The organism is Fluviispira multicolorata, from assembly GCF_009208585.1.
In the GTDB taxonomy this organism is placed as follows: Bacteria; Bdellovibrionota_B; Oligoflexia; order Silvanigrellales; family Silvanigrellaceae; genus Silvanigrella; species Silvanigrella multicolorata.
Map to the genome: position 1 here is coordinate 33199 of NZ_WFLN01000004.1, position 18126 is coordinate 51324.

Sequence of the window (18126 nt, forward strand, 5' to 3'; positions counted from 1 at the left end):
ATAATAATAGTAGGGTACCAAACTCAGGCACTGTATTCTTTCTAAAATAATCATAATGTCTGCTCCCATTTTGATTTTTGAAAAGGATTAGATTTATGGTCAAACAAGACAATAAAAAGTTTTTGAATTTTAACAATATTAACACAATACTTATATTTTTGTCAGTGTTTTTAGGTTTTTTTATGGGAACTCTCTTTCCTGAGTTTATGATTTCAATCCGATGGATTGGTGAAGTTTTCTTTAATATGCTCAAAATGCTTGTACTTCCTCTTATTTTTTCAGCTTTGGTTAGTGCTGTTACTTCCATGGGGAGCTTAAAAAAACTCGGTTCTATTGGTTTGTTTACTTTCTTGTATATCTTAACAAGTGTGTGCACAGCTGTTCTCATCGGACTTTTCTTATTTAATACTTTTAAACCAGGAGTTGGGATTGATCCAATTCTGATTTTAGGAAAAGATTCAACATTACAGCAAAATGCTCCAATGACTTTTGAAATCTTTATAACCAGTCTTTTCCCGCAAAATATCTTAGAAGCAGCCGTTAAATTTGAAATTATGCCTGTTGTTTTATTTGGACTTGCTTTTGCAATTGCGTGCGCATCTTGTGGAGAAGCTGCGAAATCTGTTTCGGTTTTCTTTACGGGTATGAGAAATGTTTTTATAAAAATGATCACTTGGGTTATTCTTTTAAGTCCTCTTGGTATTTTTTCATTGCTTGGCACAGGGGTTGCGCAGTCCGTTCAAGAAGGGCATTTAATGCAGGATATTAAAGGCTTATTTTTATTTGTTGTGGTGTTTGGAGCTGGACTTTGCTTGCAGATGAGTTGGCAATTGCTTGCAGTGAAATTTATTGCAAAAAGAGCGTTAAAACAATTTACTAAAAACTCATCAGCGGCTCTTGTTACCGCATTTGGTACTTCAAGTTCATTAGCAACTTTGCCATTGGCAATGGACGCTGCAGAGAAAGAAAAAGTGCGTGATGATGTCAATCGTTTTGTTATGCCTTTTACTGCGACAATTAATTTAGGTAGTACCGTTATGTATGAAGCATCTGCAGCCATCTTTTTTGCTCAAATTTTAGGATTAGAGCTTTCACTAAGTCATCAAATTATTATTTTTATAACTTCAATTGTTGCAGGAATGGGGGCTGCTGGAGTGCCAGAAAGTGGTCTTATAACAATGGTGACTGTTTTGCGTGCAGTAAATATTCCTGTTTCTTCGATAACTTTATTATTACCACTTGATCGTATTCTCGATCGTTTCCGTACCATGGTTAATACTTGGGGAAATATTTGTTGCGCTTCGGTTGTGAATGAGCTTGTTCAACGGAGAGAAAAAGATCTGCTAGGATCTAAAAGAGTTGCAAACTCCAAAACTATTTCAGAAAAATAAATACCAATCTAAATCGATAAAATAATAATTTATCATAGATTGAAATAATCGAGATAATAACGATTATTTTCCGACTTTTTCAATCAAGTACGACATCAAGTGGGAAAAAAAGTGGAATATTATTTAATTTATCATTGATTATAATTCCTTTAACTCCAAATATATTTTCAATCACTTTTTCATCTAAAATTTGTTTAATTGTACCATCTGTGAAAACTTGCCCATTTTTTATTGCGATAACATTGTGAGCAATTTTTGCGGCATGATTTATATCATGGACTACCATAACTATTGTTTTATTTTGATTCTTATTTAGACTTTGTAATATGTTTAATACTTCAATTTGATGACGCATGTCTAAATAGGTGGTTGGCTCATCAAGAAATATATATTCACTTTCTTGAGCCAGTGCCATTGCAATCCATGCTCGTTGTCGTTGTCCACCTGATAAATCAGATAAACGCTTGTTTTTTAATTCTATCATATGAGTTGATTTGAGGGCCCATTCGATGGCTTCATAATCATTTTGATTTAATGATCCAAAAAAGGATTGGCGTGGAAATCGTCCATATTGAACAAGTCGTTCCACAGTAAATTCTTGGGGAGCTTCAGGGGACTGAGGAAGAATGGAAAGAATTCTTGCAACTTCTTGACTTGAGTAGCTTTGAATTAATTTACCATCTAAATAAACTTGGCCACTCGAAGGTTGAATAATTCTGGCAATGGTTTTTAATAGTGTTGATTTCCCAGAACCATTGCTGCCAATTAAAGCCGTTATTTTGTTTTTTTCTATTTTAATATTTACATTATTTAAAACAATTTTATCAAAATATGAAACGCTTAAATTTGTACATTTTATTTTATTCATTGGAGTTTTTACTTAGAACCTCGATTTTAAGAGCAGATAAATAAAATAAGGAGAACCAAGAAGAGATGAGATAAGCCCTGCTGGAATTTCAATTGGAGCTAAAACTGACCTTCCAATAGTATCTGAGAGTATAACTAAAAAAGCACCTCCTAGAGCTGAAAAAGGAATAATTAATTTGTAGTCATATTTAAAAAGAGTTCTCATTATATTTGGAATGATAAGTCCTATAAAGCCAATTGGGCCAACGAGACAGACTCCAGTTGAGGAAAGAAAGACAGCAAGAATAAGAAGTATAATGCGATTTTTCTTAATATTTAAGCCTAGACCAATAATGACTTCGTCGCTTAAATTTAATATATTTATTCTTTTTGATAAGACGATTGAAACAAAAATTCCAATTATTGAACAAGGAAGAATAAATAAAAATTCACTCCATTCTTTTCCCCATAAACTTCCAGATAACCAAACGTAAATAGAACCAACTGCTTCTGTATTATTTACTAAAATAAATGTTGTGCCGGAATGGAAGAAAGCATCCACAGCAACTCCAGATAAAATAAGCCTTAAGGGAGTTATTCCTTTTTTATTTGCGAAAAAATAAACTACGATACCTGCAAAAATAGCTCCAGTAAATGAAGCCAAAGGCAATATAAAAAAGTTTGTATTTGCAAAAATAAGTAATGATAAAACTGAAAAGAAACTTGAACCTGCATTTATACCAGTTACGTTAGGCGCAGCAAGCGGATTTTTTGTAACCGCCTGTAAAATAGCTCCTGATATTGCAAAATTAGCCCCAACGCAGGCTCCAATCAATAGTCTTGGTAAACGATATTCAATTAAAATCGAATTGTTTAAATAGTTGCTAATAACGTTTGGAAATAGACTTATATAATTTATTTTAGCATCTCCAATTAAACTGCAGATTGCTATAAACAAGAATAAGAAAATAAAAGATATAAAAAATATTATTATTTGTCTGTATTGATTATGACTGTATTTGAAATGAGTTTGTTTCATTATTTATACTACCTTTTCGCTGTTTTTTCTAATTAAATATAAAAAGAATGGGCAACCTACAAAAGCAGTAATAACCCCTACTGGGGTTTCAATTGGCATGAATATAATTCGTGCTATAAGATCAGAAAAAACAAGTAAAATAGCACCAATAAGTGCAGTGAAAGGAAGCATTATTTTAAAATTATCTGAAAATGCTCTTCGCACAATATGTGGAACTATAAGCCCAAGAAATCCAATGACACCCGAAACACACACAGCACAACCAGTTAAAATTACGACTAATAAACAAAGTACAATTCTTATTTTAAATAAGTTTACGCCAAGAGATTTTGCAATTTCATCTCCGAGTGCATATGCATTCATATAATGGGTTATTACAAATGAAAAAATCAAAGCAGCAATTGACCATGGAAGTATTTGATAAAAATGATCCCAGCTAACTCCAGCCAATCCCCCCGCAAGCCATGAATAAATTGCGCCCGCATCTTCTCCTAATAATATTAACATGCCTGCAGTTAATGCATAAAAAAAACCACTCACTGAAACACCTGCAAGAACAAGTTTTCCAATAGAAGGATTTTTGTATAAAGAAATAATATATACAAGCGTTCCTCCTAATGCGGCTCCTATAAAAACTAAGAATGTTAAAATATTTTGTGAAATTGGAAGTTGAAAAAAAGTTGCAATGACAAAAATGAATGATGCTCCTCCTGAAACTCCCATCATTTTAGGTTCTGCAAGAGGATTGCGTGTAAGACATTGCATCAAAGCGCCCGCAACAGATAAATTTGCTCCAATGAGTGCAGCGAGAAGGGCTCTCGGCACTCTTAGAGCATTTACTATTATCGAATCTATATTTTCATCTTGTGATATAAGAACATTCCAAATTGTTGCTAATTTTATATGTTCACTGCCAAATGATAAACTTAAGAGCATTCCTAAAAGCAAAACAAAAATTAATGCAATAAAAATTGTGGAAATTTTTAAGTCAGTTTTTTTCATTTTAATAATTCATTTAAGTTTTCTAAAATATATAAAGCACCTTTAGGTCCTTTGCTACGAGAACCACGCTCACGTTCAAGCACAGTGACTTTGTTATTTTTAACAGCCCTTAAATTTTTCCAAATAGGATTTTTTTCAAGAACTTTTAAAACATTTTTACCGGGATCATCAAAAACTAAAATATTTGTTGGGTTTAATTTTAATATTCTTTCAGCATTTAATTCAACAAGGTCTAGTTTATTTTTATCACCCTCTCCCTTATATACATAATCAGCACCTATTTCATTAATGAATGAAGCAATATAAGAGTCGTTGGTCCATGCCCAAATTTTATCATGAGGCTTGTACATAGCTAATATGCTGATTGATTTATTTTGAAATGATTTTTTAGCTTTTGCAAGTTCTTTATTAAATTTTTCTTTGAATTGTTTTGCTTTATTTTGCTTCTGAAATAGCTCAGCAAATATGTCGATGTACTCTAATGTTTCTTTGTATGAGTAAGGTTTAAATCTTATTACAGGTGCGATCTTTTCTAGTTTTGAAACGACATCTCTTTGTTCTTCATATACTCTGTCAATTATTATAAGGTCAGGTGTTAATTCTTTTATACGCTCGAGACTTGGATGTGAGGTTTTACCAACTAAAGTAATTTTGCTCATATCGTTGTCTAGATAATCTGGAATTTTTCCTGATGCAGTGACCGTAATGCCTACAGGTGTTATACCTAATAAATCAAGAATTTCCATACCTGTGATAGTGAGTGTAATAACTCTTTTTGGAGGTTCTTTAAAATTAAATTTAGAAATATCTTCTTTAAATTTGAGTATTTCTCTACTTGCAAACGATAAATTAAAAGTACATAATGCAGCTAAAAAAAGAAGAATTTTAAATTTGAACATTTTTGATTTCATTTGAATGTTTCCTTTCAATTCTTTGATATATAAAAAATAAATCAATTATTATAAAATGAATGTTTAATTAAAACTTATATAATCCTGTTAAGATAAACTTTGTATTATCTTTTTTATTTAAAACACCATCGCTATTTGTGAAAATATTTTCATTAGAATTTTCATAAATATAGTTTATAGCTGCTTCAAATTTATTCAGCCCATAGCCTAGTTGAGTTGCAATTTGGTTTACAGAATAATTAAGATTACCATTGCCTAGTTCTGTTGCAGAATTATCAAACCTGACATCACTTTTTGCATATGATATGGCATAAATAATTCTATCATCTTTTTTAATTATATTGCTTAAATAAGCTCTTGTGTCGCCGCCCAAACTGATTCCTATAAGTCGAGAGACTTGTGAGTCATTATATGCTGGAGTTGTGGAAATAGAATTTATGACATCTATGGGTTTTCCAATTTTCTCATAGTCAAAATAAATAGAGACTCCATTATCCGACATAAGACCTTTAGAACCAAAAATAGAGTTATTTTTATACGCTAAAGATCCTTCAATATGAGTGACATGTCCTTTTGATGTCAACTCGCCATTCGCATTTTGTGCACGTGGGGCGTTATTTTGTGTTCCATAATATGCCGCAAGATTTATTTCTTGATTCTTATCTAATAAATAAGAGGCGCTTAATTTACCTAAATATCCAATAGAACCATTGAATGAATTTCCTCCCCAATTTGTATGAATTGTTGCTGATTTTGATTTTGTACGACCAGCTTTTTTTGAGTCAATAGAATTTAATTTTTTTAAAGAAATACTTTGAAAAGCACCTATTCCCATTTGTATTTTTATTTTATCATTTATTAAAATATTATCTTCTAAATAGAGTCCATCTTGACGCTTATATTTGTTTGTTACAGATGCAAAGTAAGGAGCTGAGTTATACGCACCTCCTACTCGTAATGCACCAAATGAGAGTCGGTTATGATGTTTAATATACTCAGAATTATGATCAAAAAATTTAATTCCAACTTCAGCTTTTCTGACAGAAATACTTCCTGAGTTTTTTGCAGTTTGACCATTGAACTGTATTTCAAATGCACCATCTACATCTTCATATTTTCCTTTTAAACCAAAACGAACGCGATCGGCTGATAGATCGGGTGCGCTGCTTCGAGTGCTATCAAAAACATTTAAATTGAATTGTACAAAACCATATGGAGATAGGTATGTGTCAGAAGCTTCTTTTTTTTCGCTTGTTTGTAGAAGACTTGCTTCTAAATTTTCAGTTTGATTATTTCCATGGATATATTTTGCTTTTTCATTTGCAAAAACATTTTCATAACTTAATAAGCAGGTGGAGCTCATCATGAGCATAAAACTATTCGATTTTTTAGACATAAAATAATAATCCTTAGATTAATAAATATTTAATTATTATTGTGGGTTATTGATATAATGATATTGAGAATCATTATCGTAATTTTGATAACCAATTCATAAAAATTATGCAAGTTTATTTTAAAAATAAATTTATATCAATAATATTAAATGGTATTGATATAAATTAGAAATAAAGTTTAATATTTGTTTTTTTATGTAAATTTTAAACTAAATTTATAGATTATTTGATTTTATTTTTTAAAGATTAAAATCATTTATAAAATTTACAAGGAACTCTACATTTTCTACAGGGGTGTGTTGAGTACAGCCATGTCCAAGATTAAAAATATAGCCATGTGTGTATTGAGAACCAATTTCTAAACAATTTTTAAGTTTTTCTTTTAATAAATCTTTGGGGGCATACAAAAGCAATGGATCGAGATTTCCTTGTAAAGCAATACCACTGCCTGTAAATTTTTTTGCTACTTTTGCTAAGTCTTGGCGCCAATCAACACTGTAAACATTTGATTGAATAGATAGAGCTTCGTCACTTAAACTTGCGCCTTGCCCTAAAAAATTGATGACGGGCACAAATTGTTTAACTTCTTCAACAATTTTTTTTGTATAGGGAAGACAAAATTCTCGATATTGGTCAGGAGCCAACGCGCCTGACCAGCTTTCAAATAATTGAATTGCTTCAACACCTGCTTTAATTTGCATTTTTAAATAAGCGATTGTTACATCTGTTAATAACTTCATAAGATGATGAAAAGTTTCTGGATCATTAAACATGAGTTTTTTACACTCAAAAAACTCACCTTTCGCACTTCCTCCTTCAATCATATAACTTGCGACTGTAAATGGTGCTCCTGCAAATCCAAGCAGAGTTGTATTTTGTGACAATTGAGATTTAACTCTTTCAACTGTCTCGCCAACGTAACTTAATTTTTGGATAAGTTCCCCAATATTTTCTGCAGCTGGAAGAATACTTTTGAGATCATCATTGCTGCGAATTGTTTTTGCATATCGAGGACCTTCTTTTTCAACAAATGATAAACCCATTCCCATTGCATCAGGAATCAGTAAGATATCTGCGTATATAATGGCTCCATGTAAGTTAAATCTTTTTAATGGTTGTAAAGTTATTTCAGCAGCAATTGAAGGAGTTTTAAACATATTGAGGGTGTCGTGCTTTTTTCTAAACTCACGGTATTCTGGAAGGTAACGACCTGCTTGTCGCATAAGCCAAAGTGGTATTTTATTGGTTTTATTTCCTTTAGCTGCCTCAAGAAGAAGTTTGTTCATAATTGCTCCAGAAAATTAAAGTAACTTACTATTTTTTTGTTCGAGGTATTGCACTACTTTTTTAACATCTTGACTGCGTGATAAGGGCATTACGAGAACAGCATCGTGGGTTGCAATAACCGCGACATTTTCCATTCCTACAACAGAGACAAACGGTCCTGATGTATGAATCACGCTGTTTTTTGTTTCATGCACAAAACTTTCCCCAGAAATCGTATTCCCTTGACTGTCCTGTTCAAAACATTCACGCACTGCAGCCCACGAGCCAACATCATTCCAGTCAAAATTTGCAGGAACACAAGCCACGTGACTGGTTTGCTCAATAAATGCAATATCAATAGGTGAATTTTCTAGTTTTGCATAGATTTCACTTAAGTTCTCATTCGTAATTGACTCAATTAATGAGGCTGTTTCAGGTTGAATATGCGAAAAAGCATTCCAAAAAGTTTTGGTTTTCCATACAAATATTCCAGCATTCCATAAATACTTTTTTGTTCTTAAAAATTGTTCTGCTGCAGCTTGATTTGGTTTTTCACGAAAACTGCGTACGCTGTAGCCTGTTGCAGTGACTTCAGTTAATTTTTGCGGTGAAAGTATATTTCCGTCTTTATCTAAGGGAAGTCCTTGTTCAATGTAGCCAAAACCCGTAGCTGGGTAGGTTGGTTGAATGCCAACGGTTACAAAAAAGTTATTTTTTGCAAGTTGAATAGCATCTGAAACAGTCTGTTCAAAGGAACGAATATTTTGAATAACATGGTCTGAAGACAAAATAACCATTAAGGAATCAGGATCTTCTTGCATGAGTCGCCAAGCGGTCAGAGCAATTGCAGGTGAGGTATTGCGTGCCTGCGGCTCTATGATTACTCTTGAAATTTGCTTAGAAACTTGGTTGGTACAAATATTTTCCTGGCCTTGGGCTGTGACAAGCCATCTCCGACTGATAGGAGAAATATTTTTTACTCTTTCAATTGAAAGTTCTAAGAGTGATTTTTTTGAACCGCCAAGGTTTAAAAACTGTTTCGGAAATGATTTTCTTGAGAGAGGCCAAAGACGTGTTCCTGAACCGCCACATAAGATAATTGAATAAATATTGTGATCTTTTTCAAATACATCTTGTTGAGCCATTCTGCCCTCCCATTCGGATGTGTTTTTAATAAAGGTTTTTCCCATAAATGGGTTCCTCTCGAGGTTGAGTTGTCGCATAAGCAAAGCATTTTCTCAACTGTTTGACAAAGCTCTTCAAGAGATCTTTACTTTCCATTGAATTGGGCTGCATGCATTATGGAAAGGGGCTCGCCAATGGCAAATCGTATTCGCACTCTCGAAGATCTTAATTTTGATTCAAATTCTCAATCGACTGTTTTTTTACGTCTCGATCTTAATGTCCCACTAAAAAATGGAAAAATCACCGATGACACGCGCATTCAAGCGGCTCTCCCAACAATTAAGTGGTTGCTTGAGAAAAATGCAAAAATCATTGCTTGTTCACATCTTGGCAGACCAAAGGGAACTGGATTTGAAAATGAATTTTCCTTAGCTCCCGTGGGCACTCGCCTTGCAGAACTTTTAAATGTAGATGTAGTTCTTGCGCAAGACTTTATTGAAGATGGTTTTTCAAAAATTGTGTACGATCTAAAACCTAATCAAATTATTCTTTTAGAAAATCTACGTTTTCACAAAGAAGAGCAAGCAGGAAATGAAGGTTTTGCAAATAAATTAGCACGTGGTGTTGATTTTTATGTAAATGATGCCTTTGGCACATGTCACAGAGCCGATGCTTCTATGGTCGCTGTTCCTGAATGTTTTCCGCTCGAGAAAAGAGCTGCTGGCTTTTTAATCGCAAAAGAAATGCAATTCCTTGAAGACGCTTTCCGTGCTCCAAAAGCACCAGTAACTGCTGTATTTGGTGGATCTAAAGTTTCTGATAAAATTGATATTTTGCGTAAATTCACAACAATTGCAAATAACATGATTATTGGTGGCGCAATGGCCTATACATTTTTAAAATGTAAGGGCAAAAATATTGGTAATTCTAGGGTAGAGCCCGATAAATTTGCTCTGGTAGACGAAATATTTAAAGCTGCTGAAAAGCGTAATGTGAAAATTTATTTGCCAGAAGATCATCTTTGTGGCGCAGAGTTTTCAGAGAATGTGACACCTGTTCCTGTTGGAGCCGCTGATATACCAGAAGGACTTATGGGACTTGATATTGGCCCTCGTTCTGCAGAAGTCTTTGCTAAAGTTATTGAAAATAGCAAGGTTGTTGTTTGGAATGGTCCGATGGGTGTTTTTGAATTTGAAGCCTTTTCTAAAGGAACAAAGGCTGTTGCAGAAGCTATGACCAAGTGTGAAGGGATAACAATTGTAGGTGGGGGAGATTCTGCTGCAGCAATTGTTAAATTTAAAATGCAAGATAAAGTAACACATGTATCGACCGGTGGTGGTGCAAGCATGGAGCTTTTAGAAGGTAAAGAACTTCCTGGAATTCGTGTTTTAAGAATGAAATAATTATTTATCTTTACATAGCTGTAAGGATATTTCTTTTTTAAATATATTGGGGTATAAAATGACAATGCAACGTAAAAAAATGGTCATTGGCAATTGGAAAATGTTTAAGAGCGCAAGCCAAGCAAGCTCTGAATTTTCTGACTTTGCAAAATTAATTGCTACAAAAAAATTAAATATTGATGTTGGTATTGCTGCGCCAAGTGTGTTCCTTGCTGATTTAGCAAGAAGAACACAAAATTCTGTTACTTTATTTGCACAAAATGCGCACTGGGCAAATGAAGGTGCTTTTACGGGGGAAATATCAACAGGTATGCTCCAAAGTATTTTAGTGAATGGAAGCTTAGTAGCGCACAGTGAGCGAAGACAAATGTTTGGTGAAACCGATGAATCTGCTGGGAAACGCGTTGGGGCTCTTGTTCGTTCAGGCATGAAAGCTGTTTTATGCATTGGTGAAACTCTTGCAGAGCGTGAGAGCGGCATGTTAAAACAAGTTTTAACAAGGCAAATTGAAAAAGCGATTGAAGCTTCTGGTATTCGCAGCGCAAATGAATTTATAGGATCAAATCCATCTTCCCCACTTCTTTCTCTTGCTTATGAGCCTGTTTGGGCTATTGGCACGGGGAAAGCTGCTTCACCTGTTGAAGCACAAGATGCTCATGCTTTTATTCGTGAGGTTTTGTCTGCAAGCTTTAATAAAGAAACAAGCTCGCTTTTACAAATTCTTTATGGGGGAAGCGTAAAATTAAACAATGTAAAAGATTACATGGCATGTCCTGATGTTGATGGTGCCTTGGTGGGTGGTGCAAGTTTAATTGCAAAAGATTTTTCTGATCTCTGTGAAAAATGTGATTAAAGTAATTATTAATTAAATTAATCTACTTTTGTCTTAACATTTGCGGAGTCCTTTCCTGCAATTGCAGCAGATCCGCCATTTAATACTTTTGTTAAAGTAAGTTCACCTTTTGAATGGCTCAGCACAAGTGAAATGGACTCACCCCAATCGGTGCTAAAAGTTTCAAGTGCTTTCGTATTTAGAGCTTCATTCTTTTGTGGGCTGCATTGCCAAGTTCCTGCATTCAGCCAGAGACCATCATTATAATAGGTATCACCCCAATCATAAATTTGAGTCATTTTGGGTTCTATTTTTTTTGTTGTCATTGAAATACTAGGACCATTTTCTGCTTTATTTTTACAAGATAAAATGATGGATTCTTTGCTATTGTTACTTATATTCCATTTGGTAGAATATTTTGATTTTGCACTTATTAAAGTTAAACCTAAAATTATTGGGAAAGATATCTTTAAAATGAATTTCATAAAAAATCTCCTATGAAAAATAAATGAAGACATGAACTAAAGATTATATTTCCTAGGCATTGCTCATCACTCTATGAACAGAGTTTTGCCCAAAAACATTCTGATTTGAAGAATTATTAACTATAGATTCTTCGGGCAGTGTTACAAGAGTCATAGCTGCCTCCATAGAAGTCAATTCCTCTGCGCCAAAACCTTGAAAGGCAACTGTACGGTGCGGCTTTAAAAGTGAAAACTCATAGAGTTTTTTATAGGCATCAAACAGTTCAGGATTCTGTGATAGTTTATAATAAGCATTTCCAATACTCAAACTATATTGTCCCTTTGCTTCCGCAATGAGAGCTGCAACCTGTGAAGAGGTTTCTGCTTCGAGCAATTGAGCATCTAATCTTCCAACCTCTTCAATGTCAGCTTTTGCTTTTTCCAAACGTGCTGCTACTGCATCGAAGAGTTGTTGTGAAACTTCAGGTAACAGACTTAGTTTGCTAATGAAAATAAGATCAATCACGATTCCCCATCGCAAGGTTTCATTTTTTATTTCATCTTTTAATTTTTGATTAAGTGCGTTTCTGTTACTTAAAATTTGTTTAAATTCAAATGTACCTAAAATTGATGTTGCTGTGCTTGTTAAAATACTTTGCAATGATTTTTCTAAATTTTCAACTTGAAACACGGCCTTTTCTGGATAAAGAATTTTAAATTCAATCCAAAGATCAATTATTATTGTTGTTCCTCTGCAATCATTGACATGAATTTCTTCAAAACGCCTAAAATCCTTTTTTAAAGAAACAACTATTGTTTGAGTTGTAGGTAATATTTTTTCAAAACATAAATGAATTCCTGGCTCTTGATAAATTTTAATAAGTTTTCCAAAACGACACAATAATACATTTGTTTCATTTTCAACTTGTATATAAAATGATCTGCTTATTAAAATAATTAAAGGAATGATTATGGAGCCAGAAATTATACCTAAAATAAGTTGTAGGAAATCATGATTCATATTGGCCTCTTTATATAAGATAAGCGAGCTTCAGAAAACACCTCAGTTTTACGTCTTTCAACATACATCTGTAATGTTCTATTTTTTTGTAATTCGGAAAGCACTTGTACCATCGTATTGATTTCTTCTTCAACTGCTTTAGCTTTTGCACGTGCTATTGCTATACCTTTCTTTGCTGCTATCAAGCGTTGTTCGCACTCTCCTTCTGTCTGAGCATAAAAGCGTTGAGCCTCACTTTGAGCATTGATGACTCCATTTAATGCTTGAGCGAGTTCATCCGGTGGAAGAATATCTGTGATATCAATTCCATCAAAGCGAATTCCATAACGTTCTCCAATATGTTGTGTGCAAAATTCATATATGTGCTGATTTAATAGAAATCGTTCTTTTCTTATTGCTGCGTATGAGCTGACTTGGGTCTGTGTCATCTCTTTAGAAGTTGTACTCTCATTTTGAGTTGATGTTTTATTTTCAAAACCTGCAATTTCATTATGTAGCAAACAAGTAAATAGACTTTTTATATGCTCTGTTGGATTTTCCATTGTAAATAAATATTCATAAAGATCTTGTTTTATAGGACTGTATCTTAATTTTGCGTCGAGTCTTAAGAGAGTGCCATCTGAAGCCATTGCCTGCGAAGATCCTTCATTATCAGATAATTCAAGCATTTGCTCCATTACTGACACTTTATGTACTTTTTGCCAAGGCCACTTAAAATGCAATCCAGGAGAAAATGTTTTTAAAAGGCGATCGGAACTATTAAAGAATAAAGCATTCCCAAAACTTGTTAAAACTGCAATGCTTCCCTCATTTACCTGAAAACGACATTTTTTAGTAATGTATAAAAGATAAAGTGCAAAGCCCATTAACAAACCAATAAACATATGTTCAGACATTCGTATTATTCCTTTATTTAAAATTTATTGGTGGCAATCCGCCATTTTTTAAGTGTGTTTTCGTGCAAATTTTTTGAACGCAATAAGTTACCATTGTGTTTCTTATATGCTGTAACCAATCCTTTATTAACATCCACAACGTCCTCGTTAAAATTTAAATGAGCATCTGTGACTTGAGGAAGCAGTTCTACTTTTTCGAGAGAATCAATAACTAAACCATGTGGGACATAACGCCCATTAGGAATTTCAACACCAACTACGATAGCCCCAATTCCAATATAACAATGTGAACCAATTATAGAATCGTGGACAATTGCTTGAAACCCAATAAATGATTTATCCCCAATATAGCATGGACCATGTATGAGTGCTTGATGTGCAACTGAAACATTTTCACCAATATACACTGCCCAATCTTCACTGCCAACATTCACCCATTTTTCTTTGAGTGCATGGATAACGACTCCATCTTGTATGTTTGAGTTTGAACCAATATAAAAAGGTGTTCCTTCATCGGCACGAATAGAGCTTTCTGCCGCAATATGAACGTGTTCCCCTAATACTACCCTCCCTATTATCGAAGCTTTATGATGAACAAAAGCGGAGGCAGTGATATAAGCTTTTTCTCTTATTTGGGTTAACCAATTTGTATTATCCGTCGGAAGGTCATAGTGAGTTGGTCTTTTTTGAAAAGATTTATTTTTAGCGGCAATGATTCCCCTAATATTTTTAGTATGTGTTTGTCTTTCAGTTGATTTCTTTTCAGGTTTTTTAAGCCATTTTCCTATAAAAAATACTATAATTCCAATAGTTAGACCCCATAAAAGGTGACCACTTACAGTACCAAACGATGCAAATAGAAAAGAAATTGCTTCAAATTTATTATTTTTTAGCAGATGGAAAAAAGTTTTGAATTCAACAAGCCTTAATCCTACAACACAAAGCAATCCCGCCAAAGCAGCCAGTGGTATGGAAGCCATCGTTTCACTTAAGTAAAAAATTGATATCAATATAATAACTGCATGCAATAAAGATGAAAGCCTTGTTTTTGCGCCACACTGTACATTTACGCTTGAGCGGACGATCACTCCTGAAACAGGCATTCCACCTACAAGTCCTGATCCTATATTCGCAATGCCTTGTCCAAATAATTCGAGATTTGAGTTGTGGGGTTTTTGAGATTGCGCAATACGATCAATTGCCTGTGCTGACAAAAGTGATTCAATAGATGCTAGAAAAGCAAGGGGAAGTGAAAGAATAAAGAGTTGAATCCATTTGTCTAAAGAAACAATTGGAAAACTTGGCATAGGTAGTATGGAAGGCACTAAGCCCACTCGTTCTATGTTCCAATTTAATCGAGTTGAGACTTCTGTTACGATAACAATTCCAACAAATGCTGCAGGAAATCGTTTAAACTGTTTGCAAGATGTAACAAGCAATGCAACGAGAAGGCCACTGACGACCGCTAACCAAGAGACATCTTTAAGCCAATCTGTTTTATGAAAGATTTGCGCAATTTCAAGTACGGAGTAATTAAATCCAAGTAATTCAGGTATTTGGCTGTCTAAGAGTTTTAAACCCACGCCTGTCGTAAAGCCAACAAGTACAGCTTCAGGTATATATTTAATAAATTTTCCTGCTTGAATGGTGCATAAGATTATTTGGATAAGGCCAACAATGAAGCAAGTTGCTGCAACTCCAATTGGCCCATAACCTTTTGTTATTGTTAGAATCATAAAACTTAGTGCAGCAGCTGGGCCTGTAACTTGTAGAGATGAACCTCCAAAGATTGCGGCAATTCCACCGCCAATGGCACCTGCAAGAAGTCCTGTGCTTGCAGGGAGCCCGCATGCAACAGCGAGTGCAATATTTAATGGTAAAGCTACTGAAGCAACTGTAACTGCAGCTAAAATATCTTGTAAGGCTCCTTTTCCTTTGATCATTTCAAACCAATTTTTTCCTAATTCAGAAGCGAGTTCATTTATATTAAATAGTTTTTTGATATTAAATTTAACTGGATTTATGTTTTTCCGTCTTATTAAATCTGAGTTATTTATTATGAATTTATTTGAAATAGGAGCATTTAAATTTTTATTCATTTTAAGTCCATATGTTTAAGTTAAAATCAAAATGTAAAACCTGAAGTTATGTTATAAGTTTTTAATTGCTTTTCATAATATTTCAGGGTAAAATTATTGATTAAAATTGCGCATGATTTTGTTTTAAATATTTTCTAGAACAAAAACAGTTTTTATAGTTTTTGCTCTTGATGTAAAAGAAAAGATATTGTGAAATAAAGTATTATAATTTTTATAGTTTTTATAGTTTAACATGATATACTCCACTTCAATTTATTAATACTTTTGATTAAGTTATAGCGTGGAAATAATAAATTAGGAAGTGGTGCTATTTAATTGACGATATAGAATTTTTTGATATGGATTGAGCAAAAAAAAAATTAAACAATTAATTTTAAAATTAAAAAAAGAATTTCTTAAATTCAAAAATTTTTTTAATCGACTTAAGAGTGAAAAAAAGGTTCTTAAGTTTTTAATGTTATAACAACATGAGATAGGATGGGTGGTCAACTTGCTAAGAGAATATTATTATTAAAATCTTTACATAAAAAAAATCTTATGATACATCTATTTGTATGACTGACCAGTACTTAATGGTTTGTAGACAAAAATGAGGTGAAAAAATATGAAGAGTAAACAAGTAAATTCAAATTTTTCAATAAGTATCTCAGTGCAAAACTCTACTTCCAATCTATTCACACTCCTTCTCCTCTCTCTACATTATTAAATCAATCAATATAAAACTTAATATCAAAAAATATAAATAATTATTTTGTTAATTTATATTTGCCGTGTTTTTACAATATTATTATCTAAAAATACTTTTATATTTAGATATGAAAGGCGATGGAGTTTGTTATGCAAAAAAAGCAGATTAAAATTTTCGATACAACCTTGAGAGATGGACAGCAATGTCCCGGGGCAGGTATGTCATTTGAAAATAATATTGAATATGCAAAGCTTGCTGCTAATGCAAATATTGATATAATAGAAGTTGGTTTTCCCAGTGCAAGTAAACTTGATTTTTTAATAGTCAATACTGTGGCAAAAGAAATTTCTAATAAAGACACAAGCCCTATTATTGCGGCATTGTGTCAATTAAGAGAAAATCAAATTGAAACCACTGTGCGTGCTCTTGAGCCACTTATAATTCATCAAAAAGCACGTTTACACACGTATTTGCCCGTCGATCCACAACTTCTTTCGGCACTTGGAGATTATGGTAGAAATTTTGAACAAATGACACTTGATGTCTATAATTATATTAAAATCGCATGTGACTCAGGGGTTGAAGTTGAATTTAGTCCTGAAGGATATTCTCGCATGGGAGAAAATTTTTCATTTGTGACAGATGTTATTAGAGCTGCCATTGAAGCAGGTGCTACAATTATCAATTGTCCTGATACAATTGGTGGAGCTTGTAAATTACAAGGTGATGATTATTTTGTAGAGAAAATGAAATTACATGCAAATATAATGGAAAGAGAATTCCCAGATAGAAATATCACTTGGTCGACTCACTGCCACAATGATTTTGGACTTGCTCTTGAAAACTCAATGAACGCTGTTTTTATGGGGCCTGCAACTCAAGTGGAAGGATGTTTTAATGGTATTGGGGAAAGAGCGGGAAATGTTTCTTTAGAACAGAGTATTATGTATTTGAAAAAATTTGGTTCTCAAGGAAAAAATCAAATTGAATATGAAACAAATGTAAAAATAGATTCATTACAGACTATTTCAGATTTCGTAAGTTTAAATATGCTGGCACGTCAACCTCACTGGCCCATTACAGGTGATAATGCAGCTAAGCACTCTTCGGGGGGACATACCAACGCAATTATTAAAAATCCATTGTCCTATCAACCTTTCGATCCAGAAGAAATCGGCAAAAAAATTTCATTTTTATTTGGTCCTTTTAGTGGAGGTAATCATGCAAAAGAAATTATTGAAGAGCATGGATATATTTGTAATGAAGAAGAGAAAGCAAAAATTGCTCAATATATAAAAGATGTTCACTCTGAACGAAGAAAAGGTATAACGGATAGTGAATTAATAAATTCATATCTTGATTTTAGAAAACCCATAAAAATAAATAATTTTTATTATGCAAAAAGTGAAAATGAAAATTCTATAGAAATATCTGGAGAATTTTTTGGTGAAAATAAAAAGTATCGATTTACGGTTGGGAAAGATGGCTCAGCATTTACTGCCTTATACAATGCTATTTCTGGGTTTATACCTGATTTTAGAGTTGGAAAATATTCGAGTCAATCATTAAGTGAAGGAGTAAATTCTATAAGTTCCTCAAAAACAATTATTGAGGATAGCAATAATAATATGTTTATAGGATCTGGCGAGGATTTAGATATTGAACTTTCCGCATTAAAATCATTGATTGATGCAGCAAATAAAATGTATATTCAAAAAAACTATATTCAGAGAAATTAAGGAAAGT

15 protein-coding genes are annotated in these 18126 nt (G+C 33.3%); 4 read left to right on the forward strand and 11 right to left on the reverse strand.

From position 1 onward, the window contains the following. Positions 1-95: 95 nt before the first annotated feature. Entirely contained in the window at positions 96-1391 is a 1296-nt protein-coding gene (locus tag GCL57_RS00220) for a dicarboxylate/amino acid:cation symporter (protein WP_152211242.1), read from the forward strand. A 79-nt stretch (positions 1392-1470) separates the two neighbouring features. Here GCL57_RS00220 and GCL57_RS00225 read toward each other — a convergent pair whose 3' ends face one another. The 7 genes from GCL57_RS00225 to GCL57_RS00255 all read right to left on the reverse strand — a co-directional run bounded on the left by GCL57_RS00225 (position 1471) and on the right by GCL57_RS00255 (position 9042). Further along, positions 1471-2259 carry an ABC transporter ATP-binding protein gene (locus tag GCL57_RS00225; protein ID WP_152211243.1) on the reverse strand — a complete coding sequence of 263 codons (789 nt, stop codon included), beginning with the start codon at positions 2257-2259 and terminating at the stop codon, positions 1471-1473. Between the two features lie 12 nt (positions 2260-2271). Further along, positions 2272-3276 (reverse strand): FecCD family ABC transporter permease, encoded by a 1005-nt coding sequence (locus GCL57_RS00230; protein ID WP_152211244.1) that lies wholly within the window; start codon positions 3274-3276, stop codon positions 2272-2274. Between the two features lie 3 nt (positions 3277-3279). Beyond that, positions 3280-4278, reverse strand: coding sequence for a FecCD family ABC transporter permease (locus GCL57_RS00235; protein WP_152211245.1), 999 nt, complete (start codon positions 4276-4278; stop codon positions 3280-3282). Beyond that, positions 4275-5189, reverse strand: a complete 915-nt coding sequence (locus tag GCL57_RS00240; protein ID WP_152211246.1) for an ABC transporter substrate-binding protein — start codon at positions 5187-5189, stop codon at positions 4275-4277. The genes GCL57_RS00235 and GCL57_RS00240 overlap by 4 nt, the downstream gene beginning before the upstream one ends. A gap of 67 nt (positions 5190-5256) precedes the next feature. Beyond that, on the reverse strand, positions 5257-6585 hold the full coding sequence (locus tag GCL57_RS00245) for a hypothetical protein (RefSeq protein WP_152211247.1): 1329 nt from the start codon (positions 6583-6585) through the stop codon (positions 5257-5259). Between the two features lie 240 nt (positions 6586-6825). Further along, complete coding sequence (gene hemE, locus GCL57_RS00250; RefSeq protein WP_152211248.1) at positions 6826-7872, reverse strand: uroporphyrinogen decarboxylase; 1047 nt, start codon at positions 7870-7872, stop codon at positions 6826-6828. A gap of 15 nt (positions 7873-7887) precedes the next feature. Beyond that, on the reverse strand, positions 7888-9042 hold the full coding sequence (locus GCL57_RS00255; RefSeq protein ID WP_161597513.1) for a mannose-1-phosphate guanylyltransferase: 1155 nt from the start codon (positions 9040-9042) through the stop codon (positions 7888-7890). Between the two features lie 129 nt (positions 9043-9171). Between GCL57_RS00255 and GCL57_RS00260 the strand changes: the two genes are divergently transcribed. Beyond that, complete coding sequence (locus tag GCL57_RS00260) at positions 9172-10380, forward strand: phosphoglycerate kinase (RefSeq protein WP_152211250.1); 1209 nt, start codon at positions 9172-9174, stop codon at positions 10378-10380. 58 nt (positions 10381-10438) lie between these two features. Further along, on the forward strand, positions 10439-11233 hold the full coding sequence (gene tpiA, locus GCL57_RS00265) for a triose-phosphate isomerase (protein ID WP_152211251.1): 795 nt from the start codon (positions 10439-10441) through the stop codon (positions 11231-11233). 17 nt (positions 11234-11250) lie between these two features. On the opposite strand, the gene GCL57_RS00270 is transcribed toward tpiA, so the two are convergent. Genes GCL57_RS00270 through GCL57_RS00285 form a run of 4 tightly spaced genes read right to left on the reverse strand, consistent with a single transcriptional unit; the run spans position 11251 to position 15692 of the window. Then, positions 11251-11697 carry a hypothetical protein gene (locus GCL57_RS00270; RefSeq protein ID WP_152211252.1) on the reverse strand — a complete coding sequence of 149 codons (447 nt, stop codon included), beginning with the start codon at positions 11695-11697 and terminating at the stop codon, positions 11251-11253. A 52-nt stretch (positions 11698-11749) separates the two neighbouring features. Continuing rightward, complete coding sequence (locus GCL57_RS00275) at positions 11750-12697, reverse strand: SPFH domain-containing protein (RefSeq protein WP_152211253.1); 948 nt, start codon at positions 12695-12697, stop codon at positions 11750-11752. Further along, complete coding sequence (locus tag GCL57_RS00280) at positions 12694-13593, reverse strand: SPFH domain-containing protein (RefSeq protein WP_152211254.1); 900 nt, start codon at positions 13591-13593, stop codon at positions 12694-12696. Before GCL57_RS00280 ends, GCL57_RS00275 begins: the two co-directional genes overlap by 4 nt. A 17-nt stretch (positions 13594-13610) precedes the next feature. Continuing rightward, positions 13611-15692 carry a SulP family inorganic anion transporter gene (locus GCL57_RS00285; RefSeq protein ID WP_152211255.1) on the reverse strand — a complete coding sequence of 694 codons (2082 nt, stop codon included), beginning with the start codon at positions 15690-15692 and terminating at the stop codon, positions 13611-13613. A gap of 837 nt (positions 15693-16529) precedes the next feature. Between GCL57_RS00285 and GCL57_RS00290 the strand changes: the two genes are divergently transcribed. Continuing rightward, positions 16530-18119, forward strand: a complete 1590-nt coding sequence (locus GCL57_RS00290) for a LeuA family protein (RefSeq protein WP_152211256.1) — start codon at positions 16530-16532, stop codon at positions 18117-18119. Positions 18120-18126: the final 7 nt, after the last annotated feature.

Excerpts from the sequence above, each read along its gene's own strand:
- GCL57_RS00220 (WP_152211242.1), top strand. The coding sequence starts at position 96 with ATGGTCAAACAAGACAATAAAAAGTTTTTGAATTTTAACAATATTAAC.
- GCL57_RS00225 (WP_152211243.1), bottom strand. The coding sequence starts at position 2,259 with ATGAATAAAATAAAATGTACAAATTTAAGCGTTTCATATTTTGATAAA.
- GCL57_RS00230 (WP_152211244.1), bottom strand. The coding sequence starts at position 3,276 with ATGAAACAAACTCATTTCAAATACAGTCATAATCAATACAGACAAATA.
- GCL57_RS00235 (WP_152211245.1), bottom strand. The coding sequence starts at position 4,278 with ATGAAAAAAACTGACTTAAAAATTTCCACAATTTTTATTGCATTAATT.
- GCL57_RS00240 (WP_152211246.1), bottom strand. The coding sequence starts at position 5,189 with ATGAAATCAAAAATGTTCAAATTTAAAATTCTTCTTTTTTTAGCTGCA.
- GCL57_RS00245 (WP_152211247.1), bottom strand. The coding sequence starts at position 6,585 with ATGTCTAAAAAATCGAATAGTTTTATGCTCATGATGAGCTCCACCTGC.
- hemE (WP_152211248.1), bottom strand. The coding sequence starts at position 7,872 with ATGAACAAACTTCTTCTTGAGGCAGCTAAAGGAAATAAAACCAATAAA.
- GCL57_RS00255 (WP_161597513.1), bottom strand. The coding sequence starts at position 9,042 with ATGGGAAAAACCTTTATTAAAAACACATCCGAATGGGAGGGCAGAATG.
- GCL57_RS00260 (WP_152211250.1), top strand. The coding sequence starts at position 9,172 with ATGGCAAATCGTATTCGCACTCTCGAAGATCTTAATTTTGATTCAAAT.
- tpiA (WP_152211251.1), top strand. The coding sequence starts at position 10,439 with ATGACAATGCAACGTAAAAAAATGGTCATTGGCAATTGGAAAATGTTT.
- GCL57_RS00270 (WP_152211252.1), bottom strand. The coding sequence starts at position 11,697 with ATGAAATTCATTTTAAAGATATCTTTCCCAATAATTTTAGGTTTAACT.
- GCL57_RS00275 (WP_152211253.1), bottom strand. The coding sequence starts at position 12,697 with ATGAATCATGATTTCCTACAACTTATTTTAGGTATAATTTCTGGCTCC.
- GCL57_RS00280 (WP_152211254.1), bottom strand. The coding sequence starts at position 13,593 with ATGTCTGAACATATGTTTATTGGTTTGTTAATGGGCTTTGCACTTTAT.
- GCL57_RS00285 (WP_152211255.1), bottom strand. The coding sequence starts at position 15,692 with ATGAATAAAAATTTAAATGCTCCTATTTCAAATAAATTCATAATAAAT.
- GCL57_RS00290 (WP_152211256.1), top strand. The coding sequence starts at position 16,530 with ATGCAAAAAAAGCAGATTAAAATTTTCGATACAACCTTGAGAGATGGA.